This is a genomic window from Neolewinella aurantiaca (assembly GCF_008014675.1).
GTDB classification, from domain to species: Bacteria; Bacteroidota; Bacteroidia; order Chitinophagales; family Saprospiraceae; genus Neolewinella; species Neolewinella aurantiaca.
This window is the reverse complement of record NZ_VOXD01000034.1, coordinates 42,576-65,227: the sequence shown is the minus strand read 5'-3', so window position 1 is coordinate 65,227 and position 22,652 is coordinate 42,576. Positions and strand designations below refer to the sequence as shown.

The 22,652-nt window shown below is 52.6% G+C and carries 20 protein-coding genes; 11 read left to right on the top strand and 9 right to left on the bottom strand.

The annotated features are described in order from the left end of the window. Positions 1 to 947: 947 nt before the first annotated feature. The 4 genes from FUA23_RS18280 to FUA23_RS18265 all read left to right on the top strand — a co-directional run bounded on the left by FUA23_RS18280 (position 948) and on the right by FUA23_RS18265 (position 5,121). Positions 948 to 2,036 carry a YHYH protein gene (locus FUA23_RS18280; protein ID WP_147932211.1) on the top strand — a complete coding sequence of 363 codons (1,089 nt, stop codon included), beginning with the start codon at positions 948 to 950 and terminating at the stop codon, positions 2,034 to 2,036. A 78-nt stretch (positions 2,037 to 2,114) separates the two neighbouring features. Further along, complete coding sequence (locus tag FUA23_RS18275) at positions 2,115 to 3,431, top strand: YHYH protein (RefSeq protein WP_147932210.1); 1,317 nt, start codon at positions 2,115 to 2,117, stop codon at positions 3,429 to 3,431. Further along, on the top strand, positions 3,428 to 4,435 hold the full coding sequence (locus FUA23_RS18270) for a hypothetical protein (RefSeq protein WP_147932209.1): 1,008 nt from the start codon (positions 3,428 to 3,430) through the stop codon (positions 4,433 to 4,435). Before FUA23_RS18275 ends, FUA23_RS18270 begins: the two co-directional genes overlap by 4 nt. 41 nt (positions 4,436 to 4,476) lie before the next feature. Next, positions 4,477 to 5,121, top strand: a complete 645-nt coding sequence (locus FUA23_RS18265; protein WP_246144347.1) for a hypothetical protein — start codon at positions 4,477 to 4,479, stop codon at positions 5,119 to 5,121. A gap of 211 nt (positions 5,122 to 5,332) precedes the next feature. Here the strand turns inward: FUA23_RS18265 and trxB are convergent, their stop codons facing one another. After that, positions 5,333 to 6,274, bottom strand: a complete 942-nt coding sequence (gene trxB, locus FUA23_RS18260; protein WP_147932208.1) for a thioredoxin-disulfide reductase — start codon at positions 6,272 to 6,274, stop codon at positions 5,333 to 5,335. A gap of 534 nt (positions 6,275 to 6,808) precedes the next feature. Here trxB and FUA23_RS18255 point away from each other — a divergent pair. Both FUA23_RS18255 and FUA23_RS18250 read left to right on the top strand, forming a co-directional pair. Then, positions 6,809 to 7,030, top strand: coding sequence for a hypothetical protein (locus FUA23_RS18255; RefSeq protein ID WP_147932207.1), 222 nt, complete (start codon positions 6,809 to 6,811; stop codon positions 7,028 to 7,030). A gap of 88 nt (positions 7,031 to 7,118) precedes the next feature. Further along, entirely contained in the window at positions 7,119 to 7,553 is a 435-nt protein-coding gene (locus tag FUA23_RS18250; protein WP_147932206.1) for a hypothetical protein, read from the top strand. Positions 7,554 to 7,615: 62 nt separating this feature from the next. Here FUA23_RS18250 and ppk1 read toward each other — a convergent pair whose 3' ends face one another. From ppk1 to FUA23_RS18235, 3 genes are all read right to left on the bottom strand, one after another. Further along, positions 7,616 to 9,655: a polyphosphate kinase 1 gene (gene ppk1, locus FUA23_RS18245; RefSeq protein WP_147932205.1), complete on the bottom strand. Its 2,040-nt coding sequence runs from the start codon at positions 9,653 to 9,655 to the stop codon at positions 7,616 to 7,618. A 163-nt stretch (positions 9,656 to 9,818) separates the two neighbouring features. Then, positions 9,819 to 11,060 carry a peptidase T gene (gene pepT / locus FUA23_RS18240; RefSeq protein WP_147932204.1) on the bottom strand — a complete coding sequence of 414 codons (1,242 nt, stop codon included), beginning with the start codon at positions 11,058 to 11,060 and terminating at the stop codon, positions 9,819 to 9,821. Positions 11,061 to 11,183: 123 nt separating this feature from the next. Then, a complete protein-coding gene (locus tag FUA23_RS18235; protein ID WP_147932203.1) occupies positions 11,184 to 11,660 on the bottom strand; it encodes a hypothetical protein in 477 nt (158 codons plus the stop codon). Positions 11,661 to 11,914: 254 nt separating this feature from the next. Between FUA23_RS18235 and FUA23_RS18230 the strand changes: the two genes are divergently transcribed. Further along, the gene (locus tag FUA23_RS18230; protein WP_246144346.1) at positions 11,915 to 12,406 is read left to right on the top strand and encodes a CYTH domain-containing protein; all 492 of its coding nucleotides are present in this window, start codon (positions 11,915 to 11,917) and stop codon (positions 12,404 to 12,406) included. Positions 12,407 to 12,468: 62 nt separating this feature from the next. On the opposite strand, the gene mltG is transcribed toward FUA23_RS18230, so the two are convergent. Next, positions 12,469 to 13,509: an endolytic transglycosylase MltG gene (gene mltG, locus FUA23_RS18225; protein WP_147932202.1), complete on the bottom strand. Its 1,041-nt coding sequence runs from the start codon at positions 13,507 to 13,509 to the stop codon at positions 12,469 to 12,471. Positions 13,510 to 13,659: 150 nt separating this feature from the next. After that, positions 13,660 to 14,211: a 3-oxoacyl-ACP synthase gene (locus tag FUA23_RS18220; RefSeq protein WP_147932201.1), complete on the bottom strand. Its 552-nt coding sequence runs from the start codon at positions 14,209 to 14,211 to the stop codon at positions 13,660 to 13,662. A gap of 203 nt (positions 14,212 to 14,414) precedes the next feature. Between FUA23_RS18220 and FUA23_RS18215 the strand changes: the two genes are divergently transcribed. Then, positions 14,415 to 14,660: an acyl carrier protein gene (locus tag FUA23_RS18215; protein WP_147932200.1), complete on the top strand. Its 246-nt coding sequence runs from the start codon at positions 14,415 to 14,417 to the stop codon at positions 14,658 to 14,660. Positions 14,661 to 14,678: 18 nt separating this feature from the next. Here the strand turns inward: FUA23_RS18215 and FUA23_RS18210 are convergent, their stop codons facing one another. From FUA23_RS18210 to FUA23_RS18200, 3 genes are all read right to left on the bottom strand, one after another. Beyond that, positions 14,679 to 15,071 carry a hypothetical protein gene (locus tag FUA23_RS18210; protein WP_147932199.1) on the bottom strand — a complete coding sequence of 131 codons (393 nt, stop codon included), beginning with the start codon at positions 15,069 to 15,071 and terminating at the stop codon, positions 14,679 to 14,681. Between the two features lie 202 nt (positions 15,072 to 15,273). Further along, the gene (locus tag FUA23_RS18205; protein WP_147932198.1) at positions 15,274 to 16,251 is read right to left on the bottom strand and encodes an L-threonylcarbamoyladenylate synthase; all 978 of its coding nucleotides are present in this window, start codon (positions 16,249 to 16,251) and stop codon (positions 15,274 to 15,276) included. Between the two features lie 129 nt (positions 16,252 to 16,380). Next, positions 16,381 to 18,849, bottom strand: a complete 2,469-nt coding sequence (locus FUA23_RS18200) for a TonB-dependent receptor domain-containing protein (RefSeq protein ID WP_147932197.1) — start codon at positions 18,847 to 18,849, stop codon at positions 16,381 to 16,383. 952 nt (positions 18,850 to 19,801) lie between these two features. Between FUA23_RS18200 and FUA23_RS18195 the strand changes: the two genes are divergently transcribed. The 3 genes from FUA23_RS18195 (at position 19,802) to mqnE (ending at position 22,612) form a co-directional block, all read left to right on the top strand. Then, positions 19,802 to 20,638, top strand: a complete 837-nt coding sequence (locus tag FUA23_RS18195; protein ID WP_147932196.1) for a hypothetical protein — start codon at positions 19,802 to 19,804, stop codon at positions 20,636 to 20,638. A gap of 19 nt (positions 20,639 to 20,657) precedes the next feature. Next, positions 20,658 to 21,290, top strand: coding sequence for a hypothetical protein (locus FUA23_RS18190; protein ID WP_147932195.1), 633 nt, complete (start codon positions 20,658 to 20,660; stop codon positions 21,288 to 21,290). A 134-nt stretch (positions 21,291 to 21,424) separates the two neighbouring features. Further along, positions 21,425 to 22,612: an aminofutalosine synthase MqnE gene (mqnE, locus tag FUA23_RS18185; protein ID WP_147932194.1), complete on the top strand. Its 1,188-nt coding sequence runs from the start codon at positions 21,425 to 21,427 to the stop codon at positions 22,610 to 22,612. Positions 22,613 to 22,652: the final 40 nt, after the last annotated feature.

Below are 22,652 nucleotides of genomic sequence, written 5' to 3'. Positions count from 1 at the left end.
TGAGTACCGGTACGCACCAGCCACAGAATGGCGTCAAGTACATCCCGGAGTTGATGTTTTGTCTTGCGGTTGATTGGTAGATAATCTTTAACTTCGTTCCACTGGCTGTCAGTCAACCGAGTCCACTGCTTGGTCATATTTGTAGTGTTTAGCGACTTACAAGATACGACTGGCAGCCTTTATATCTAAATTTTCATAATTTTAGACACGCTCTTAAAGCTCAAAGGCAGCCCTGACGCAGTCGGGCCTGACGTCGCGCTTTTGTTGGACTAACCCGCTCTGGCCGGGTTCTATGGGTATTGAACCAAAGTGGCCCGCCGCGAAGGCTAGGCGAGCGGGGCAGAACTGCCACTTCGGTGATGAAAAGTGCGAAGAGCAGGTCAAAAATCCGGGCCAAAAACCGTTGATTTCGGCTAAAATGAGTGGGCGCAAACCAGATTGTCGCGATTGCTCCTCCCCAGCGCAGCGGTGTGGGGAGGCTGGGAGGGGGTTGAGCGACAATCTGGTTTGCGCCCAAATGAGGATGGTGGGCATGGGGAGTATGTGCCGCAGCAAGGCAGCGAACTATTTGACGACCATATATTTAAGTCCGGTAGGTGGAGCGCGGGTATTGGGCGGTCTTCCGGCTCCCGGGTGGGGAGATGAGGAGACAGAAGCGGAGCAAGAACTCGTTTGCGCCCAACTCATTTAACCAGCATTGCACCTGCGTCAGCGCCGTAAAGTAACGGTTACGAATATAGATTGTCGTAAGTTCTTTCAACACTGAATCCGGAGGGAAGCAAGGTCGTTTATCAATAGTAACTCATGCACGATAACCTACATCTCGTTTTTTACTCCCTCAGCCACGGCTGATGATCAATTCTGCTTTGAAATTATCCTGCCTTTTTTCCGAAGGATATGTAGATGCCTCGGGTCTAACGGGTAAATGAATCTTTAAAAAAAGCAGGATGGCTAAATCATTATTTTCACTTCTCACTTTGCTCCTGGTGCTTGTGGTTTTTTTCGTCTCAGCTTGTAGCGACGATGATATTCTCTGCGTTGCAACAGAGTGGTACGAAGACGCCGACGACGACGGACTAGGCAATCCGAATGTAAGCCTGAACGCCTGTGAGCAGCCCGAGGGATATGTGGCCGATAACACCGACACCAACGATTCCGGAACGGTAGTTGCTGTAGAAGCAACTTACTTCACTTCTGCCAGTACTTCTGTCACCATCACTACCGTTGCCTGTACACTTTCCGATGGTACACAAACAGATTGCTACCAGATCGTTACCACAGGTGTCCCTACGGACCATGAGATGGGGCCATGGTGCCCCGAAAACATCTCAGATGATGCTACTGCTGGCGGCATATGGCTGGAAGGAGGCGAGGTTTACGATGTAGACGGTGCTTTCATAGAAAATATGGCTGACTTTTACGAAGATGACACGTGGCTTATGTACGATGCTAACGGGGATGTTTACGTAACAGAAACGGAAGAAGACTGTATCAATGCGGCCAACCCGAACGTAGGCGAAGCTTACAAAAACTTTTGTGTAGAATGTTTACCATCTTACATCACCGACGTTACGCAAACATGGCTGATTCCGGTTATTCCGGTGCTACAGGATGAACCCGTGTTTTTTGCTACCGGCCCCGGTGGCCCTGGGGTGTCGGTTCCTTCTACCCGTGGCATTGCGCTCAATGGCATTGAATTCTCAGCTCCGGCGCCTACCAATAATATCCTGAGTGCATACACCCTTGCTCCGTTTGACGATGCCGGAGGACACATCAATGTAAACCAGGGATACCACTATCACGCCGCCACGGGTGTGAGCTTTTCGATCGCTCAGGACGACGGGCATGCGCCGTTGATCGGTTATGCCATGGACGGCCACGGTATTTACGCTCAGACCAATGAAGACGGCAGTGAGCCCACAGATCTCGACGATTGCAGAGGCCACTCCGATGCGGTGCGGGGCTACCACTACCATGTTGATGCTGCGGGCAACAACAACTTCATCAATTGCCTGCAGGGTGCTTACCCCAATTAAAACTTCGGGCAGGATTCTGCCCGTTTCGTAACTGAATTTACTTTCCCCCTGGCAAACCTGCCTTAACACTCCATTGTAATGATCCGGATTTTCTTAACGATACTGGTGTCGGTATTCTATCTCCAGCTATCTGCGCACAAAACCGGACACGACGATCCGCCGTCCAGACAATGGAGCGTTCTGTCGGTTACAGGGCCGGTTAGTGCAGATTTCATCCGCTACGAGGGTGACAGGGTATGGCTGGCCGATGAGAACCACGCGGTTGTGTCTTATCCTTTTTCGGAGTTCTCCGAAACGGATCAGAACTTTATCACCAGCAAGCGTGAAGAGATCCTGTCACTGAACTCAGCGAAGATGCCGGAATTCGAATCGACCATCTTAGCCTGGAGAACACTGGGACAGGTGATCGGCGCGCTGCTTTTGGCCTTCTCACTCGTTCAGTTGGTGAAACGAAAGACTAAGATTTATCTGATGCATGGCGCTCTGGGCCTGGTAGTCATCACGATAGCATCTTGCAGTACCGGAAGCGGTACCACGGAGCACGCTCCGAAAGTCCCTGCTAATGATCAGGAACTGATGAGGTCCGTATTCGGTGCATTTCCCGAAGTAAGGACGAGTACCGATGGCACGTACCTCTACGTATCGTCGGATGGATTGCCGGATCATCAGATGATGGTAGGAATCACGAACTGGCAACAGCAGGTGCCCATCGATCACTACTACACCGAAGACAATAGCTGGGCAATTCCCTTGCAGCCACGGCTGTCGGCAAGTCCTCTTTCGACTAAAACAAATTTGCTGAAAGGTGCCATTGCGATCGCCGCAAACGGAATCCCGATTTTCAACCCTTTGAATAACCGGGGCGAAGATGCGAATGCCATCGGCGAACTGGACAAATACGGGGGGCATTGTGGAAGGGCGGATGACTATCATTATCATTTACCGCCCACCCATTTACAAGGCTCCGTCGGAAAGGGTAAGCCGATCGCTTACGCAGTCGACGGTTTCCCGGTGTACGGTGAAACGGAAGATGAACTGGACGAATACCTGGGGAAATTCAATGCCGATAGTTCTTACCAGTACCACACCATCGCAGAGTATCCGTACTTCATTGCCGGAATGAGGGGGGAGGTGAAGCTTGACCCGAATTCCCGAGCTCCGGAGACCCAGGTCATCCCACAAGCCAGAACTCAGGAACTGAGACCTGCGTTACGGCCACTGCGTGGCGCGGTGATCACCGGCTTCGAGAAAACGGGAGACAAAAGCTACTCTCTGGTGTATACACTCGACGGCGAACAGCACGCAATAAAATACGGATGGGACGAAAAAGGGCTGTACACCTATAAATTTATTCACCCCAACGGTTCAACCGAAACAGAAACATACCAAAGATGAGACCTGTAAACTATTCAAACCTTTTACTGCTGGCGGTACTGTTCATCCTATCCGGATGCCAGGCCGGAAGTAAAGCCGAAACTCAAACGGAATCATCCGGCATTGCGAGCTACCAGGGTACCGCTTCGGTATCTCAGGGAGGGGCGAATGTTCTGGTCGCCAATATTTACGATTGCGACCGGGGAAGGAAGGCTCCCCTGGGCACCGCCACCGCTGCAGATGGAAGTACCTGGACGGTTCCGGCAGAAGTGAACTTCGATAACGATGAATTCCCTTTTGCCTCTGACCTGTACAACCCCTGTACCGGCGTGGAATTTTCGAACGCGCAGGAAGCATTGTCTGCTCTTGACGGTGCTGATATCGTAGAAATCGAGCCGGACGGAGAACTGGTTACCGCCTACGTATTTGCCGATAACTATTTCGAAATGTACATCAATGGTATTGCTGCGGGGAAAGACAATGTTCCGTTCACTCAGTTCAATTCCAACCTCGTTCGTTTCAGGGTAAACCGGCCATTTACCGTTGCGGTGAAGTGTGTTGACTGGGAAGAAAACAGCGGACTGGGCACTGAAGCCAACCGGGGCAATTCCCATCATCCGGGCGACGGAGGGTTTGTAGCAGTTTTCAAAAGTGCTGACGGAGGAACCGTTGCCGTAACCGATGAGAACTGGAAGGCACAAATCTTTTATACCGCTCCGATTGCTGACCTGAGCTGCCCTGCTGAGCAGGGCGCATTGCGGCTCTCCGAAAACTGCTCTTCCGCAGGAGCAGAAGATTACGCGCTGCACTGGGAGGTTCCGGCCAACTGGTACTCCGCTGATTTCGACGACAGCGGCTGGCCTGCGGCCAGCACCTATACTAACGACGTGATTGGGGTCGATAATAAACCCTCTTATACCAACTTCACGGATATTTTTGACGATCAGGCCTCAGACGCAAGCTTCATTTGGTCCGCCAATGTGGTCCTCGACAACGAAGTCATCGTCAGGTATACCGTCGAGTAAGCTATCCGGAGATTGCACAACTGCTAAAACAAAAATCTAAAATGATAAATAAAATCATCCTAACGCTATGCCTGTTTTGCTTCTCCCTCGGGGTCAGGGCCCATCAGCCAGACATATCTTCAACCATGCTGGTCGATCAGGGAAACAACAACTGGGTGCTGCAGGTACGTGCAGCATTGACTGCTCTTGAGTACGAAGTGGAAACCCACTTCGGCAAAGATTCCTACGCTACTCCGGAGGAGTTCATGGAACTTGTCCTCCGGCACGTAAAAGAGCATACCTCTATCGTCTTCAACGGCACTGATGCCGCAGAGCTGAGAAACGGCAGGGTAAAGTTGGGGCACGAAAGCAGTGTGGTTTTCGAGGTAGCGGGTACACCTGAAACCCTTCAGTCGTTGATGGTTAAGAACACAAGTTTTAGTGAGATATCCCGGAATCAAAGCGCCCTGATTGTCCTTAAAGATGGGTTTTCCAAGGATCAGTTCACGTTGAATAATAAAAACGGGCATACCGTAGAGCTTCAGGTCAACGATGCCGAATTTGAACTGGTCGCTGCTGCGGAAGAGAGCAATACAAATTATTTGCTTGCTCTCGTTGGCGGGCTGGTACTGGCGTTGGCTATCGGCTTCTTCTCGCTGAAGGACAGGCTAAGCCCTGGCGACTCTTCTGGTCTGCAGGATACCTGATTTTAATGCTTGTCAGGGAGCACTATACTGGTATGAGGCTATCACTGGTATCACTGGCTGGCATCAGCTTACAAAGAATGTATTCACGGCGCTGGGGCCAAGAAATTTTACGACTTCGTTCGCCTCGCCTGCAGGCAAAAAAAACGGGCTGATGCATTTCCTGAGAAACGCGTCAGCCCGTTCTTATTCGGTGCCTGAGCAGGTTGATGGACTAGATGACACCAATAGACCCCAGGTAACGTTCTGCATCGAGTGCAGCCATACAACCGGTTCCCGCTGCCGTAATCGCCTGGCGGTAAACGTGGTCAGATGCGTCACCCGAAACGAAGACACCCGGGCGGTTGGTTTTGGTTGAGTTCGGCTGGTGAATGAGGTAGCCGGAATCTTCCATGTCGAGCCAATCTTTGAAAATGCTCGTGTTGGGTACGTGGCCAATGGCCACGAAGAAACCTTCTACCGCAATGTCCTGCTTTTCGCCGGTCTTATTGTTGAACACCCGTACACCGGTTACACCGTTGTCGTCACCCAGAATCTCTTCGGTTTCGGTGTTCCAGTAAATCTTGATGTTTTCCTGCTTCTTAACCCGGTCCTGCATAATTTTGGATGCGCGCATCTCATCGCGGCGCACGAACATATGAACGGTAGGGCAGAGGTTGCTCAGGTAAAGCGCTTCTTCGCAGGCACTATCTCCGGCACCTACGATGGCGGTTTCTTTGCCACGGTAGAAAAAACCATCACAAACCGCACAGGCGCTTACGCCCTTATTCATCAGTCGTTGCTCGCTCTCGAGACCAAGCCACCGGGCACTGGCTCCGGTTGAGATAATCACGGTGTGCGCGTGAATCTCCTCGCCGCTCTCTGTCCATACTTTATGCACAGGTCCTGAAAAGTCTACCTTTTCGATCAGCTCGTAATTGACCTTGGTGTCGAATCGTTCGGCTTGCTTGCGGAGGTCCTCCATCATTTGAGGGCCCATGATACCGTCGGGGTAACCGGGGAAGTTTTCAACGTCGGTCGTGATCATCAACTGGCCTCCGGGCTCTTTACCTGTGTACAGTACGGGACTGAGGTTTGCGCGGGCGGCGTATATAGCTGCAGTATAACCGGCAGGGCCGGATCCGATGATGACGGTTTTTAATGGTTCTTTGCTCATGGTTTGTAAATTTTGAGGGGCAAAAGTAAGGATTGTCCGGCGGTCTGCACCGAATCAATTCTCAAAGGGAAAACGAACGGCAGCGATTGTGGTTGAAGGCGCTAAGGCCGCTTAACGACTTATTAGCCGTAAACTTCACAAAACAACGATTTCAAAATGTCTGTAAGAGGTACCTCTGCTTCCGTAACACTTCAGCCCACCGTCATAAGCAGTTGGGCGCTGACGCAGGTGCAGGGCTCCCTTTTAAGGAGCAAAGGGGTTGAATTATAATTGATTTGCCTACTACTGGAGATTTCGCTTCGTGGCTTCTTCGAGGTTTGGTTCCCTCTCCGCTGAGCCTTAGGCGAGCACGAAATACTTGTATCATTACAATGCGCCAAAGTTAAGCTAGCGTGGTGATTAGAGGAGGCACTGCGAAGCAAACCTTGCCGGAGAGGGCGGAGGGTGAGGTGGAAAATCAAGAATGTCCAGTAGTACAATTGATTTGTTTAAAATGTTATTTTTACATACATTTGCAAACAAAACAGCAATAAAATGACAATCAATCTTTTGTCCTGCGATCAGGACCGCCCCGACCGCAGAGCCATTGCCCGCATGATTGGCGATATCGCCGATGGAGTAGACCATAATCTTGCCAACGAACTTACCGATATCCTCCTCGAAGGATCCTCCGTCGAAATTGAAGTATCTTTCAACGAGTCTTCCGCATACCGCGCACTGCGTAAGGCTGGCATCGATTACGAAATCGCGGAGTAGGGCAGGGGCAGACCTTCAATCGCCTCTCTGCGCCGGTGATCTGGAAGCACGGGTAACTCAGGTAACGATAAATTAAAAATCACAGATAATGCATCCGTTATTACGCAAAACCCTCGCTGTCCTTGCTGGTTGGATCGGAGGAAGCGCCGTCAATATGGGCCTTATTCAATTGGGGCATCGCCTGCATCCAATTTCCGGCGTGGATCCTAACGATATGGAGGCCCTCGCTGAAATCATGCCGACCCTGAGTCCTGGTTATTTCGTGTTTCCGTTTCTCGCCCATGCACTGGGGACGCTGGTCGGTGCGGCAATCGCAGCATCCATTGTGAGCACAGGTAAACTGCGCGTTGCGTTGGTCGTCGGAGTAATCTTCTTTATTGGTGGTATTGCGGTAAACTTTATCCTGCCCGGTCCACTGTGGTTTGCGGTCGTGGATCTGGTTGTCGCTTACTTCCCCATGGCCTGGCTGGGTTTCAAAATCGCTGAGCGTATATCACCGTCCAGGCCCAAGGCTTTGTCATGAGTTAAATAACGATCGTTGCCTGCCTGCCGGTCGTGTCCTGTCATTCCGGGAAACGGATCTGCTTAAAGTCTGTCCCGGAAGTAGTTGTAAGTCGCTTCCTGGCTGCGCACTTTTTTACGTCCTTTGGTGTAGTACGAATTACTCTGCTGATCAGATAACAGCCGCGCCTTGGTATTGTCCGCTAGCTGGATTTCCATGAAATGGATAATTTCCGCCTTCAGGTCCTCATCGTAGACGGGGAACGTGGTTTCTATCCGATGGTGAAGATTTCGGGTCATAAAGTCTGCAGAACTGAGGTATAGCTTTTCTTCGCCGGCGTGGTGAAAGTGGAATACCCGTGCGTGTTCAAGATAGCGATCCACGATGCTGATGCCGTGGATGTTTTCGCTAACTCCCTCCCGGCCCGGAACGAGGCAGCAAATTCCGCGAATGATCAGGTTGATCTTTACGCCTGCCTGCGAAGCTTTATACAGTAGTTCTATCATCTCCGGGTCCTGAAGACTGTTCATCTTCAGGGTCATCGATGCCTTCCGACCAGCCTTTGCCTCCTCAATTTCTTTCTCGATCAGACTTTCCAATCCGTCCAGGAGGTTGAATTGACCAACCATCAGGTGTTCAAAATCACGCCCGGGGTGCTCTACGTGTTCGAGGAATTTGAATACGCGGGCAACCTCTGCGGTTAGTCTTTCGTCGGCGGTGAACAGCCCGAAATCTGAGTAGATTTTAGCGGTGTCCTCGTGGAAGTTTCCGGTTGCCATATAGTTGTACAACTTGGGCTCTCCATCTTCCAACCTGCGGACGGTTGCAAGTTTACTGTGCACCTTCACTCCGGGAAAACTGTAGTTGACGTGAACGCCGGCTTTTTCCAGCCTTTCACCCCACTTGAGGTTGGCCTCTTCGTCGAAGCGTGCCTTCACCTCGATGAATACATGAACTTTCTTACCCGCCTTGACGGCCGCCATGAGGGCTTTCATTATACGACTCTTACGGGCAACCCGGTACTGAACGATCTTGATGTGGGTCACCTGAGGATCTTCGGCTGCTATTTCAAAGAAACGGACGACAGATTCGTAACTCTGGTAAGGAACGTGCAGCAGATGGTCGCGCTCCCGGATAGCAGCCCAGAAATCTTCTGCTTCTTCTAGTGGTTTGTACGGTAGCGGTGGTTGGGGCGGATTCTTGAGGTGATTCATCCCAAAATCAGGAAAGCCGAAAAACTCAGAGTTGTTGTGGTAACGACCTTCGGCAAGTATATCCAGGCTTTCCAGCTCAAAGGTATCTTTGAGGTAATCCAGCAGGTCTTTCGACATCGTTCTGTCGTAAACGAAACGACTGGCTGGGCCAACGTGCCGCCGCTGAAGACTGGTCTTGATCTTGTCCAGCAAATCTCCACTAAATTCGTCATCGATGTAGAGCTCTGCGTCACGCGTGAGCTTTACCGAATACGTATCCTCGATCTCATACCCCGGGAACATCCACGAAATCGAATGCCGAACGATGTCGTCCAGCATGATCACGTTATGGTTCAGGTCCGTCTTGGGTAACTCAATGAATCGGGGCAGATGATCGCTGGGTATCTTCACTACCGCATAGGCCGTCTTCCGGCTTTCCTTTTCCTTCATCAGGATAGTAAGGTAGAGCTGTGCATTGTTCAGGAAGGGACGAACCATGTCCTTCACGAGTAGCACCGGCTGCACGAAGGGCAGCATCTTATCGTGGAAATAATTCTCAACCCACTCTTTCTCTACGGTGGAGAGGTCCAGTCGTCGCTTAAGGACTATGCCGTGCCGGGTTAATTCCGGCGTTATTTTCTTCTCGAAAATACGACTGAACTCTTCCTGCTGCCGGTTTACGATTCGTTGAATAGAGCGGACCGTTTGCTTGGGAGTAATGTCGAGTTCCTTCTTGGTTTTCTTACCGACCCGCAACAGATTGCGGTGGTTTGCCATCCGGACCCGAAAGAACTCATCAAGGTTAGAGCTGTAAATCGCAAGAAACTTGATTCGCTCGAAGAGCGGCAACGATGGATCGTTTGCCTCCTGAAGAACCCGGTGATTAAATGATAGCCAGCTTATGTCGCGAAGGATAACCGGATTCTGCATAGTGATGTAACGAAGTAATGGTGAAATATCTGCCCTTCGGGCAGGCAATGAAAGACTGTTGAGAGCAGGGGAATCACCCACCGCAGGTTATACCGGAACCGAATCACTTCGTTTCCGGTATAGCCGCCGTAAGGTAAAAACAGAAACTGGTCTGACCTAAAAATTACGCGTCGGAAGGCTCCGTGGCGAGCCGGCTGATAGCCACAACTACTTCGGCTGCTTTTTCCATCTCTTCCAGGCTGGCCCATTCGTATTTCGAATGAAAAGAATGCTCCCCCGCAAAAATGTTGGGACACGGTAGCCCCATGAAACTCAACCGGGAACCGTCCGTGCCTCCCCGGATGCTGTCTGGCTTGGGTTCGATGCCGCAGGCTTTGATTGCTCTTGTGGCCAGGTCCATGACCTCCGGATGATCGTCAAGGACTTCTTTCATGTTCCGGTACTGCTCGGTAATGGTAAGTTCGATCTTACTGTTGGGATAGTCGGGGGCGACGCTGGCAATGATGTTGCGCAGCACTTCAGCCTGTTCTTCGAGTTTCGAAGTCTCGAAGTCCCGGAGGATGAAATCAATTCGGGCAGCTTCGGCCTTCGCGTCCATCTCCACTGGGTGGAGAAAGCCTTCTTTACCCTCGGTGGTTTCGGGTGTGAGACTTGTTCGGGGCAGTGCAGCAACTATGTCTGCAGCGATTTTTATGCCGTTTTCCATATGGCCTTTGGCCATTCCGGGATGGGCGCTGACTCCGGTAATATCTATCCGGGCAGCATCCGCACTGAAGGTCTCATCCTGCAAACTGCCAAATTCTTCACCGTCGATGGTGTACCCGAAATCGGCTCCCAGTTTCTCCATATCTACCGCATTTACTCCACGTCCTATTTCCTCGTCGGGGGTAAAGAGGATACGGAGTTTACCGTGCGGGATGGAAGGATCGTTCACCAGCGTTTCAACTGCGGTCATGATCGCCGCAACGCCTGATTTATTGTCGGCTCCCAAAAGCGTAGTACCCGATGCTGTAATTATGGTGTGCCCGATGCAGGATTCTAATCCACGATGCTCTTTCATCCTTATTATAATCTTCTCGTCGTCGGGCAGAATCAGGTCCTGTCCCTGGTAGTTTTCGTGGACCAACGGCTTAACCCCGGTTCCACTTGCGTCAGGACTGGTGTCCATATGGCTGCAAAAACAAATTGTAGGTACGGTTTCGTGGCCCGGCGTAGCGGGCAGCGTAGCGTACACATAGCCGTGCTCATCGAGTTCAGCGTCCTCCAATCCCATTTCCCTCAGTTCCTGAGCAAGCACCCGTCCGAGGTCTTTTTGTTTCATCGTGCTGGGCTGAGTCGGAGAGTGTGGATCTGATTCGGTATCGATCTGTACGTAGCGTAAAAAACGCGTTAGCAGGCTGTTCATCTTTACGGAAGTTTTGTTCCGCCAAAGATACTACGGCAGCAGAGCTATTCAACTCATCCCCGTAATATGTGGGCGCGGTCGCAGGTGCAATGAAAAGGTTGGAAAAAGCAGGGGAGCGGAGCGCTATTCTTCTTCGAGGCCAGGCATATCCATCAGGTAGAAAAGGTTGCCTCCGAAATTAGGCGCCTCTCCGGCTTCAATAGATTTTTTCCAGCGCGGTATATGCATCAGCCGGAGCGGCAACACCCAAAAACTTTTACAGAGGTCCAGGAACTTCAATACCGTTTCTTTTTCGCCAAGTTCGAGCATTCTTTTACCCAGACTGAGGTTCGGGCCAAAACTCTTCAGCACCGGAGAACTCGGTGCTTTTCCCGATTTAAGCAACTCCAGTCTTGCAGTCTCGATGTCTCCCGCATCAAGGGCCAGGTGGCCGCGGTAGGTATGGTCCATGTATACGGCGTCGCCGTATTGTTCAGGATGCGTGACTATGGTAAAGTCTAACCATTCGTTGAGCCGTTGGCGCAATTCGTCGTGGTCGCCGTTGCGGTAGGCATCCGCACAGGCTTTTGCTATCCTTACGTAGAATTCTTGTTCCTCCATAAGCGGTGTAGGCGGATGATAAATGCTTCGTTAAACTAAAGATACAGCACGGAATACTATTTAGAGCAGGCTTTAGTTCAGTCAGGCCGTGAATTTCGGGACTTCAACCTCAATCTGCCCGTAAGCACGTATCCTGGTCATGCCTTACGGAGCGACCGTGTTTTTTCTTTCGGAAGCAGCCCTTGTGCGTTATCAGCATTGTGGTACTCACTTGTTGCCGAAACCAAGCCGGGAAGCCGCAAACCCTTCCTAACTTGCGCACTACAATCAATACAATGGCTCAGGAAATAGAACGTAAGTTCCTTACGGTATCGGAGGAATGGAAGAAAAAAGTTGTTCGTGCAACAACGATGAAGCAAGGCTACCTTAGTTCCGACCCGGCCGGGAACACCGTTCGTGTTCGGATCGCTGGCGAGGCCGCATACCTCACCATCAAGGGCCGGTCGGAAGGATTTACCCGCCCGGAATTTGAGTACAGTATTCCGGTAGAGGATGCCTACGATATGATCGAGCTCTGTAAAAAGCCACTGGTAGAGAAAACGCGTTATCTCGTTTCTGAATTCGGTAAAACCTGGGAGGTCGACGTGTTCGACGGTGCCAACGAAGGACTGGTTGTAGCTGAGATCGAACTGGAGAGCGAAGGGGAAGAGTTTACTCTTCCCGGCTGGGCTGGCAAGGAGGTTTCCAGCGATCCCCGCTATTACAACTCTTCCCTGATCGGTAATCCGTTCTCCCGCTGGAGGTAACCTGGTGGCCCGTCAGGCAGTTGTTGTCGCACCGTCTGCTGCGTAGTCTACTTGACAAGACACTAGCGCTGTCCGGCCAGCCAGCGCTGGTACGCCGCTTTGCCCTTCGAGAAGCCCGCAGCCGTGGCGTAAAAATGATGGGAACCGTCACCTTTCTCTACGTTGAGTACATAGTAGAGGTAATCGGTCTGAGCCGGGTTCAAGGCGGCCTCGAAGGCCGATTTGCTCGCTGAGCTGATTGGCCCCGGAGGTAAACCGTAAATCTTCCGGGTGTTGTAGGGGTGGTCTACCTCAACATCGCTTTTATGGATTATTCCATCCCAGCGGTTCAGCAATTTAGCGATGTAGACATTGGTGGCGTCGATCCCCAGCGGAATTCCCTGCTCCAGCCGATTCTCGATTACCGAAGCGACCAGCGCCCGTTCGGCGTCGATCTTGGATTCGTTCTCGATGAGGCTGGCCATCGTAACGATTTCGAACCTGCTCTTATTGATCTTTCTGGCTTGCTCGTCCCATTCCGGTAGCCAGACGGATTTGAACTGCTTCACCATTTTCTCGATAACCGATTTTGGATGAGCGTCCAGTTCTACCTCGTAGGTGGTAGGGTAAAGAAAACCTTCCAGGTTCTTGGCCTCGGGGGCAAAGTCTGCGATGAGGCTCACATCATTCATCATTGCCAGCACTTCTTCCTCCGTCAGCGGGGGCTCAACGGGGAATTGGGCCTGCAGGCGCTTTGCGATCTCAAAGCGGGTCCATCCCTCGGGGATGGTGAGCGTTTTGGTACGCTTCTTTCCGTCTTTCAGCCTGGCTATTACTTCCAAGGGGCTGATCGGGGAAGCGAAGAGGTAGTCTCCGGCCTGTAGTTTGTTTCCATTGTCGAAGAACCTGAGGTAGAGCTTTGCTGCCAGCGGCGCCTGAATCACATCGTGTTCCTCAAGGATTTGCAGGATCCGGTTAGACCCGACGCCCTGCTCGATGGTGATGTAATCGGTGGAGGTGTGTTCCACCGGAGTACGCATCGCGGCGTAGAGCCAGTAAGCAAAGGCTCCGCAGGCCAGTGCTGTAACGAGGAGCAGGGTGAACAGCCAACGGGTAAACTTCATTTCGGCGCTGTGTTTAGAGGTTGAATAAGTAATGGTAAATCAGGGAGAGATGGTTTCGAAAAGCCGGCATTGCACCTGCGTTCGCGCCCTCAGGTAAAGGTACTGGCAGGAAACAATGGTCTGTAGCGATAGCTGCCAACAACCAGCCAGTTACACCATCCCATTGATTTTGAATTCGAGATCATTGAAGGTGAGTACGTCTCCTACATTTTTACCGTGCAATTGTTTGCCGATCGGGGAGTCGAGCGAGGTGCAGAAAAAAGCCCGGCCTTCGAGCCGTACTTTCCCTAAACCCACCGCCAGAAAATAGTTGCCCCGGTTGGTAGCGACGAGGGTGCCAGCGGCCACCCGTTCCGAGGTGTGAAGCGGATTGATCCGATCGAGCACCTGCCGGACCTTGAGGACTTCTTCGAGCTGGCGGTTCAGTTTGGCTTCTTCCATTTGCATCATCGCACGGCCCGTCTCGAATTTATCGCCGGCGCTGGATTTCGTCTCTCCGTTCCGGGCATCTTCGATCTTCTTGAGGGAGTCGGTAATTCCCGCAATCCGCTGAGCGGTTTGTTCCTGACAGTAAGCCAGCAATTGTTGTTTGAGCTCTTTGGCTTCTTCCATGATTCGCTTTTTCAGGCGGCGAAGGTAAGGCTTCAGGATGTGCTGTCGTGTACAGACGGCCCGGCGACAGGCCTGAGAACGAGCCAGCATCAGATAACGTACCAAATGGCATGCTGTGCACTGCCTGTCCTGATTTTTGTAAAAAAGAGTGCTAATTTCAGATTCAGAGGCAACGCTTTGCTATTTCACTACGTTCCTTGGAGCGAATATTCGCTGAGAATTTGATCTCAGTGGGCTTACATCGTGACCTCAGGTACACACCCCCGTCTGAATCAGACCTTCAAAAAATTAACATGATTGCTATCCAAGCTCCCGTCACCCGTTCCGCCAGTCTAATGCACAGCCTTAGTGAAGAGCTGCGGGTTCCGGGGCACCGTCTTCAGCCCTACCTCCGCCTTCAGGATGATCTTTTTCTGGAACCACTCGATGTGGATCTGCTCATCGCGACTCTGGAAAGTAAGCTGGAATACTACCTCACCGAAGAAGAAGCTTCACAGGTGGAGACCGTAGGCGACCTGCAGACTTTCTTTCTGCGCTAAATCTGTGTTCTCTGAAGGTCAGGATTCTACGTCCTGACCTTCAGGGACAGCCCGCTCCATTTGAAAATCGAACTGAAAGCCGCGGAATTTACTACGTAAATCCAACGTGGAATCAGTCATGCCCTGTATGCTGAAGGTAAGGGGCAGTTTCACCCCTTCCGTTACAATCTCATCTCCTGTTTTCAGGTAGGTACCAGGACTGTCGTTGCCCATAAGGTTGGTCGCCAAGCTGTCGTTGGGCCAAAACTCGAAGTAGAGTCCCTGAACTACTCCGGTTACAATGTTGTTTTTGCGGGCCTCTACCAATTCCCAGCGACCCTGGATGGTCGCTTTTTTAGATACGGCCCCCGATTCGTCTTCGCAGGAGACAAACAATAGAGAAAGAAAGCAAAGAGATAAGAAAATGCGCATGTTCTTGATTTGGCTTTGGGGCTTTAAGATCGTGTCCGAAATCAGCATTTCAGCCTTTCTAAGACCGTGGTAAGTTACAGCCTAACTACTGAAACTTAAATTGAAAGCGAGTAGTCGATCTGTTTATGGAGTTCTTTGAATGATTGGCACTGGGTGCTTATTGTTTTGCGGCAACGATAATTTAGTTGAACGGACCGGCGGGTCATTCTGTCGCCGCTGCTCTCCGCAAACGATCATTGATTGCCCGGCCAAGACCAGCTTCGGGGAGCAACTGTACCGCAACGTATTCATATTTGCGTTCTGCCATGAGACGCAATACGCTGAACAATTGTTGGGCAGCCTGTGCTAAATTTCCTTCGGGGCTTAGGTCAAATACTGCCGGAGACAGTGGTTGGCGGGCACAAAAGGCGGTGGCCGTTCCGCCAAAAGTTATCCAGGCGGAGTTGGCTGGCAATTGCAAATTTTCGTCGAATTCATCGAATAGTTCAATCCGGTTGCCCGGCGAGTAATGACGACTGAGCATCCCCGGGGCTTCGGGCTGGCTGCTGCCATGCGTTCGCACGGTTACGGGATGGCCCAGTAAGGCCTCGATGTCTTCGATGGGGAGCCCGCCTTTGCGGAGCACGGTCGTCTTGCCGCCGGAAAACCCAACAATGGTACTTTCCAACCCTACCCGACACGGACCTCCATCGAGGATAAAGTCTATCTTTTCGCCCAGCTGATCGGCTACGTGCTGAGCCGTAGTAGGGCTTACGAAGCCAAAAGGGTTCGCGCTGGGAGCCGCAACGGGAAAATCCACCAGGTCCAGCACTTTCCTGGCCAGTGGATGATCAGGAACGCGGAGAGCGACCGTATCTAACCCAGCAGAGACCAGATCAGGGATGATTTCCTTTTTGGGAAGTACGAGAGTCAGCGGGCCTGGCCAGAAGGCATCAGCGAGCTTCTGGGCATCTGCGGGGACGTCACGTGCATACCTGAGGATGCGCTCCGGACTGCTTTGATGGATGATCAGGGGGTCGAAAGAAGGGCGGTTCTTTGCGGCGAAGATGCCCGCAACGGCAGTTTCGTTGAGGGCATTTGCCCCCAAACCGTATACCGTTTCGGTGGGGATTGCCACCAGTTTGCCTTCTGAAAGGAAGCCGGCGGCTTCCTGCACATCATTCCCAATAACTGCTTTCATTTCGCTCACGCTGTTTGTTTGCTGGCTTGGTTTCCCTGAGGTAAACCGGCAAAGTTCCAAATCGTTCCGTTGAGCAGTAAGACAAGCCGATCCTGTGTTCTGTCGGAGATCGGCAGCCGGGGCGGATGGTTAAAAGTCTCCGCCATCATCTCCGCCACCACCGTTACGGTTCGCGTTGCGGTTACGCTCCGGAGTAAGTTGCTGCAGACTGTACTGGAAACCGACGTAAACGATACGGCTCTCGCGTTGAAATTCGCTGCTTGTCGTCAGGCTGGCCAGCTCGGTGTCGAAGCGATACTTCCGGGTATTGAAGAGGTCCGTTACCCTAAGGGTGATGGCTCCTTTTTTGTCGAGAATCTCTTTCCGGAAACCGAGATCGAAACTTTGGATGGTCTTAATTTGTCCCTGGGGGCGTACGCCGGGGCTGCGGTAGAAGTAGGTGAACTGCGCCTGGATATCTCCAGGCAGCTGGTAGCCTCCCTGCAGGCGGCCACTGAAAAGGTAGCCGTTGGCGTCGACGGTCTCATCGTCCGCCCGGCCAATAATTTCCGATTTGTATCCGTTGGCGCTGGCGGTGAACTCAAGCTTCTGACCGATGCGCAGGGTGTTGATCACCTCGATGCCGTAGTTGCGACCCTGGTCGAGATTACCACGGGTACTGAGCGTTACGCCTCCCGGTTGGGAGATGCTGATGCGGCTGATGATATCGTTGAGCTGGCGGAAGTAAACCCCGGCGGTAAGGGTGCCTAGACCATGGCGTTGCTGTACGTTGAGCTCGAAACTGTTGATCAGTTCTGGCAACAGAAACGGGTTGCCACTGCGCAGGTTGAAGGGGTCTCCTCTGTCTACAAACGGGTTGAGGGCTCCCGACCGGGCGCGGTTGATTCTGCGACTGTAGCTTGCCTGCAGCGTCGTGTTTTCGTCGAAGGCATAGCCGGCAAAAATACTGGGGTAGATTTTAAAGTAATCGTTTTCGAAGGTCTCGACGTCGGGTTCACGCAGCAGGCTGGTGGTGTATGCCTGTTCTACCCGCAGGCCGGTGCTGAAAGTGATCGCGTCTATCTGGCCGCCAAATGAGGCATAAACGGCGTGAATGTCCTCCTCGTAGGTGAATAGGTTGCTTTGTTCTTCACTTACGATGAACTCATTTCCGTCGAAGGTGGCAAATTCTGAATCGGTGGTGAGTTCCTGCAAGGTAGAGCGCCAGCCAGCGGAAAATTTGAAATCTCCCATTTGCTGTTCGTAATCGAGTTGCCCAACGACCTGTGTACGGTCCTCGAGGGAAGGGCTTTGCTGGAGCAGCGTTTCTAAGAGGTTGCCGTTGCCATCGACGATGGTTTCGTCGTAGTTCTCCTGTTCAAATTCATCATTTTCGGAGTAGCGGACGTTAACGGATAATTTGCGACCTTCCTTTTTGAAGGTTGTGGTATAGTCGGCACTTATCTCGTAATCGGTTTCGTCGGATGGTTCCGTTTCCAGCCTGGTACTCACCCGGTCGAGTTCTCCGGAGCTGTTGAAGAAATTGGTCACCCTGTCGTTGCTGCTTTCGCCGTCCTCAAGTTGGTAATTGCCCTGCAACCCGAGCGTTGCCCGCTTACCGAGGTTGTACTCCGTACCAAGTTTGAAGGTGGTCGATTTGCGGATACGATCGCCATCGAAAGTAAAGCGGCGGCTGAAGGTGCTGTCTTCGATGATGCCACTCTGGTCGCGGAAACCGCGAAAGAAGCGTTCGTCTGACCGGCCACTTACTCCGGCAAAGGTGTTGAATTTTCCCTTTCTCCAGTTCATGTCCAGGCTGCCGTCGAATTTATTACCAGTACCTGCGTTGAGGTTGATCGAGGCATTAAAGCCGTCTTCGCGCTTGTTTTTCAGGACGATGTTGATGAGTCCTGCCGTTCCGTCGGGGTCGTAAGCGGCGCCGGGGTTGGTAATCACTTCGATGCGTTCAATGTTGGTGGAAGAGAGGGACTTGAGGTAAGTTGCAGGGTCGGAACCGACAAGGCCGGAGGGGCGGCCGTTGATGAGAAAGCGCACGTTACCCGAGCCACGTAAGGATACGTTGCCTTCGAGATCGACGCTGATACTGGGTAACTGACGTAGCAGATCTTCCGCAGAACCACCGGCCGCGGCCACTGATTTTTCGACGTTGAAAACTTTGCGGTCAAGCCCCAGCTCCATAACGGCGCGTTGTGCGGTAACGACTACTTCGTCGAGGTCCTGCCCGGCGGTGCCGAGTGAGACGTCTCCGATGGAAAATACGCGTTCAATTTCGCTGATCTCAACTTCCCGGTTCTCGGTATCGTATCCAATGAAGCTCATCTCGACACGGTAATCACCAGGAGCGATATTCTCAAAGAGGAACTTACCGTCTATATCAGTGGTGGTACCCGTAATCATACTATCAGAAACAGTATATATGATCACATTGGCAAAGCCGATGGGCTCTTCGGTTTCTGCATCGATCAGTGTCCCTCCAACTTTACCATTGGTGTCGCTGGATTGATTTTGCTGAGCGTATGCAAAAAGGGGAAATAACAGTAATAGAAGAAAGAGCAGGCGCGGGCGCAGGTGCATTGATGGGTTGAAAAACAAAGTCATTCGGCTGGGGATGTTGAAGCTGGTGATCGGCTTATATAATGATGTGTTATTTGTTCCAATACAACACTTGTCGTAATTGTTCAGGCAGTATCTTCTGTTAACAGCTTATTGTGTTTTTTCTGGATGAGTGGGTAGTGCGGGATCGCGGCTATACGCGAAGGGCTGCGGGTTGACCTGCGGTCTGCTCCTTACCCCTCGTTACGGGAGACGGCCCTCCGGGCCTGGAAGGGGGGAGCCTTAACCATCTTGGCCCCCGCGGCGGCGCATGCAGTGGCACCGGACGGCAGTGTTCGAGGGGCTGCGGATTGACCTGCGGTCTGCTCCTTACCCCTCGTTACGGGAGCCGGCCCTCCGGGCCTGGAAGGGGGAGCGTTAATCATCTCGGCACTTGCGTCGGCTCATGCAGTGGCACCGGACGGCAGTATCCGAGGGGCTGCGGGTTGACCTGCGGTCTGCTCCTTACCCCTCGTTACGGGAGCCGGCCCTCCGGGCCTGGAAGGGGAGCGTTAACCATCTTGGCACCTGCGGCCGCGCATGAATTGGCACCGGACGGCAGTATCCGAGGGGTTGCGGATTGACCTGCGGTCTGCTCCTTACCCCTCGTTACGGGAGCCGGCCCTCCGGGCCTGGAAGGGGAGCGTTAACTATTTTGGCACCTGCGGCGGCGCATGAATTGGCACCGGACGGCAGTGTCCGAGGGGCTGCGGGTTGACCTGCGGTCTGCTCCTTACCCCTCGTTACGGGAGCCGGCCCTCCGGGCCTGGAAGGGGAGCGTTAACCATCTCGGCACCTGCGGCGGCGCATGAATTGGCACCGGACGGCAGTGTCCGAGGGGCTGCGGGTTGACCTGCGGTCTGCTCTTCACCCCTCGTTACGGGAGCCGGCCCTCCGGGCCTGGAAGGGGAAGAGGAAAGAGACTTGTGGTTTGAGCACTATTTTTTACCTTCACCCAATGCGCCTGACATCCACAACATCGCTCTTTTTCTTATTACTGATGGTTGCCTGCCAGAAACCGGACGACAGCCCGGCACCTCCGTATACGATGACCCGTGGACGAATCAGTATTACCGTGGAACCTGCCCTCGGCGGCCGGATCAGCAGTCTGATTTATAACGGTAAGGAAATACTGAAAACAACCCGGGACAATGACAACCTGCAATGGGGCAGCACCGTATGGACCAGCCCGCAATCCGACTGGAACTGGCCGCCTCCGGCGGCCTTTGACTCAGAACCTTACACACTGACGGAACTTAGCGAACACCGCATTATGATGGAGGGGCCGCGTGATTCCACTACCTCGTTGCGGATGCGAAAGAGGATCGTTCTTGGCCCTGATTCCGACATCGGCCTGACCTACTGGGTAACCAACGAAGGAGTGTCCGGGAGGAACGTCGCACTTTGGGAAAACACCCGCTTGCCCTACGAAGGAACCTTCGAATTTGTAGCCGATACCGTCTGGACCCAACGCGACAGCGTTGAGTTCGACTTCCGCGACTCCGTCCGCATCGTCACCCTCGATGAACGCCATACTGCAGAAGGAAAGCTCTTCGCCAATATGCCGACGGGAGAAGCCGTATACCAAAATAATGGCCTGAAACTGACCAAATACACGGTCGTTAAAGATTTGTATCGAACGCCCCCCGGCGAAGCTCCGCTGGAGATTTACCTGGCTCCAGAACACAAGTTCTTTGAATTTGAACTGGTTGGAGATTACCGAAACATCGGACCGGGAGAAAGTAACAATGTGCGCCTGAAGTGGAAGCTGGAAGAATCGGCTTCCGGGGATTAAAACCACTACCTTCGCCACTATGCGCAGTCTAAGTATACTGGTTTTACTCTTTTACCTGCTGCCCCTGATGGGGCAAAATGAACCACTGCGCTCGTTGGCCGTGGAAATATGCACCTGCCTTAACGACGCAAACACCGAACTGACCGAAGAGCTGGGGACCCAGTGCCTGATTGCAGTGGCTGAAGACCACGAAAAGATGCTGCGCCAGGCTTATAACCTGGATGCCCGGAACCCCGAGCACCGTGATGTACTCTCAGATTTTCTCATCGAGCCCCTTCTGGAGGTGTGTCCGCTGTTGCGTACCGTCCGGCCAAAAGACGAACCCCAGGAATACCGCTGGGCCGACAGCCGCAAAGACCGGAATACTGTTGCCCGCTTCCGGTCACCGAAAAACCCGCCGGCGGATACTTTTTTACGCTCCACCACCGAGCCACCTGCAAGGTGGCGGGCGGCAGGAACCCTGAGCACCCAACCCGGAAGCAAAGGCCTGCGCCTGGTTACGGACGAAGGAAAAGAGCTTAACTTTGAACTGCCGGCAGCGGTAGCACGAAAGCGTGATTTCGATCCGGGCCAAAAAATCAGCTTGTCTTACCGACGCGAATGGCGGGTAAATGAAGACCGCGTTGTGCTGGTGGTGCTGACAATTGATTGACCCGGAGGCAAAACCTGGAGAGTAACAAAACAGATCACTGAGAGCCGCTGAGAAAATTCTTTTGAAAAACCTACTTTCAGTAAAAACTGAAAGTTGTTACGGGCGTTGTACCCCTATACTATTACCTACTTAATATGAGCAGTCCTTCCATTTCAACGATTTTGCGCGATACCAAGTTGTCTCCTGGCCTCCGGGTGATTGCCGAAAAGGTCTACGCCGGCGACCGGATCACTCCGGAAGAAGGGCAGTTGCTCTACGACGAAGCGCCACTCGGTTACCTCGGCTCGCTGGCTAACCATATCCGGGAGCGCAAGCACGGCGACAAGACTTACTTCAACCGTAATTTTCACGTAGAGCCTACCAACGTATGCCTGTATACCTGCACTTTTTGTAGTTACAGCCGCCGGATAAAGAAACGGGAAGACGGTTGGGAATATAGCCTCGATGACATCATGGACATCGTGAAAAGTTACGACGACAAACCGGTAACGGAAGTTCACATCGTTGGTGGCGTACTGCCCCAGTACGACGTTCCCTTCTACGCCGAGTTGTTCAGCCGTATCCGGAAGCACCGGCCCGATCTGCACGTAAAGGCCCTCACGCCCGTAGAGTACCACTATATCTTCAAGAAAGCCAAGATCAGCTACGAAGAGGGTATGGCCCGGATGAAAGAAGCCGGACTGCAGTCGATGCCCGGCGGCGGAGCGGAGATTTTCCACCCCGAAATCCGCGATCAGATCGCAGGCGGTAAATGCTCCGGAGAGGAATGGCTGCGCATCCACGAAATCTGGCACGAGCTCGGTATGCGCTCCAACGCGACGATGCTCTACGGCCACATCGAAGAATACCGGCACCGGGTGGATCACCTCGAGAAACTACGCGAGCTACAGGACAAGACCGGAGGCTTCCAGACCTTTATCCCGCTGAAGTTTCGCAATAAAAACAACGAACTGAGCCACCTCGACGAATCGACCGTAGTGGAGGACCTGCGCAACTATGCCATCAGCCGCATCTATCTCGATAATTTCGACCACGTCAAAGCGTACTGGCCGATGATCGGCCGCACGACCGCCCAGCTCTCACTCGCCTTCGGCGTAGACGATATCGACGGAACTATTGACGACACTACGCGCATTTACTCGATGGCGGGCGGAGAACAAAACCCTGCTCTCAGCACCGAGGCGTTGGTGAAGATGATCCGCGCCGTTGGTCGTCATCCCATCGAACGGGGTACGCTCTACGAGGTGATCAAGGACTACAAAGACGTAGAGTTTGCCGACGACAAACAGTACCGCGGGTACACCTCGTTGCCGGTTGTCTAGAAAACTAGGAACTAGGAGCTAGAAACTAATTCCTAGCTCC

What these genes read in the sequence shown, in the direction of transcription:
- FUA23_RS18280 (WP_147932211.1), top strand. Translation starts at nt 948, where the DNA reads ATGGCTAAATCATTATTTTCACTTCTCACTTTGCTCCTGGTGCTTGTG.
- FUA23_RS18275 (WP_147932210.1), top strand. Translation starts at nt 2,115, where the DNA reads ATGATCCGGATTTTCTTAACGATACTGGTGTCGGTATTCTATCTCCAG.
- FUA23_RS18270 (WP_147932209.1), top strand. Translation starts at nt 3,428, where the DNA reads ATGAGACCTGTAAACTATTCAAACCTTTTACTGCTGGCGGTACTGTTC.
- FUA23_RS18265 (WP_246144347.1), top strand. Translation starts at nt 4,477, where the DNA reads ATGATAAATAAAATCATCCTAACGCTATGCCTGTTTTGCTTCTCCCTC.
- trxB (WP_147932208.1), bottom strand. Translation starts at nt 6,274, where the DNA reads ATGAGCAAAGAACCATTAAAAACCGTCATCATCGGATCCGGCCCTGCC.
- FUA23_RS18255 (WP_147932207.1), top strand. Translation starts at nt 6,809, where the DNA reads ATGACAATCAATCTTTTGTCCTGCGATCAGGACCGCCCCGACCGCAGA.
- FUA23_RS18250 (WP_147932206.1), top strand. Translation starts at nt 7,119, where the DNA reads ATGCATCCGTTATTACGCAAAACCCTCGCTGTCCTTGCTGGTTGGATC.
- ppk1 (WP_147932205.1), bottom strand. Translation starts at nt 9,655, where the DNA reads ATGCAGAATCCGGTTATCCTTCGCGACATAAGCTGGCTATCATTTAAT.
- pepT (WP_147932204.1), bottom strand. Translation starts at nt 11,060, where the DNA reads ATGAACAGCCTGCTAACGCGTTTTTTACGCTACGTACAGATCGATACC.
- FUA23_RS18235 (WP_147932203.1), bottom strand. Translation starts at nt 11,660, where the DNA reads ATGGAGGAACAAGAATTCTACGTAAGGATAGCAAAAGCCTGTGCGGAT.
- mltG (WP_147932202.1), bottom strand. Translation starts at nt 13,509, where the DNA reads ATGAAGTTTACCCGTTGGCTGTTCACCCTGCTCCTCGTTACAGCACTG.
- FUA23_RS18220 (WP_147932201.1), bottom strand. Translation starts at nt 14,211, where the DNA reads ATGCTGGCTCGTTCTCAGGCCTGTCGCCGGGCCGTCTGTACACGACAG.
- FUA23_RS18215 (WP_147932200.1), top strand. Translation starts at nt 14,415, where the DNA reads ATGATTGCTATCCAAGCTCCCGTCACCCGTTCCGCCAGTCTAATGCAC.
- FUA23_RS18210 (WP_147932199.1), bottom strand. Translation starts at nt 15,071, where the DNA reads ATGCGCATTTTCTTATCTCTTTGCTTTCTTTCTCTATTGTTTGTCTCC.
- FUA23_RS18205 (WP_147932198.1), bottom strand. Translation starts at nt 16,251, where the DNA reads ATGAAAGCAGTTATTGGGAATGATGTGCAGGAAGCCGCCGGCTTCCTT.
- FUA23_RS18200 (WP_147932197.1), bottom strand. Translation starts at nt 18,849, where the DNA reads ATGACTTTGTTTTTCAACCCATCAATGCACCTGCGCCCGCGCCTGCTC.
- FUA23_RS18195 (WP_147932196.1), top strand. Translation starts at nt 19,802, where the DNA reads ATGCGCCTGACATCCACAACATCGCTCTTTTTCTTATTACTGATGGTT.
- FUA23_RS18190 (WP_147932195.1), top strand. Translation starts at nt 20,658, where the DNA reads ATGCGCAGTCTAAGTATACTGGTTTTACTCTTTTACCTGCTGCCCCTG.
- mqnE (WP_147932194.1), top strand. Translation starts at nt 21,425, where the DNA reads ATGAGCAGTCCTTCCATTTCAACGATTTTGCGCGATACCAAGTTGTCT.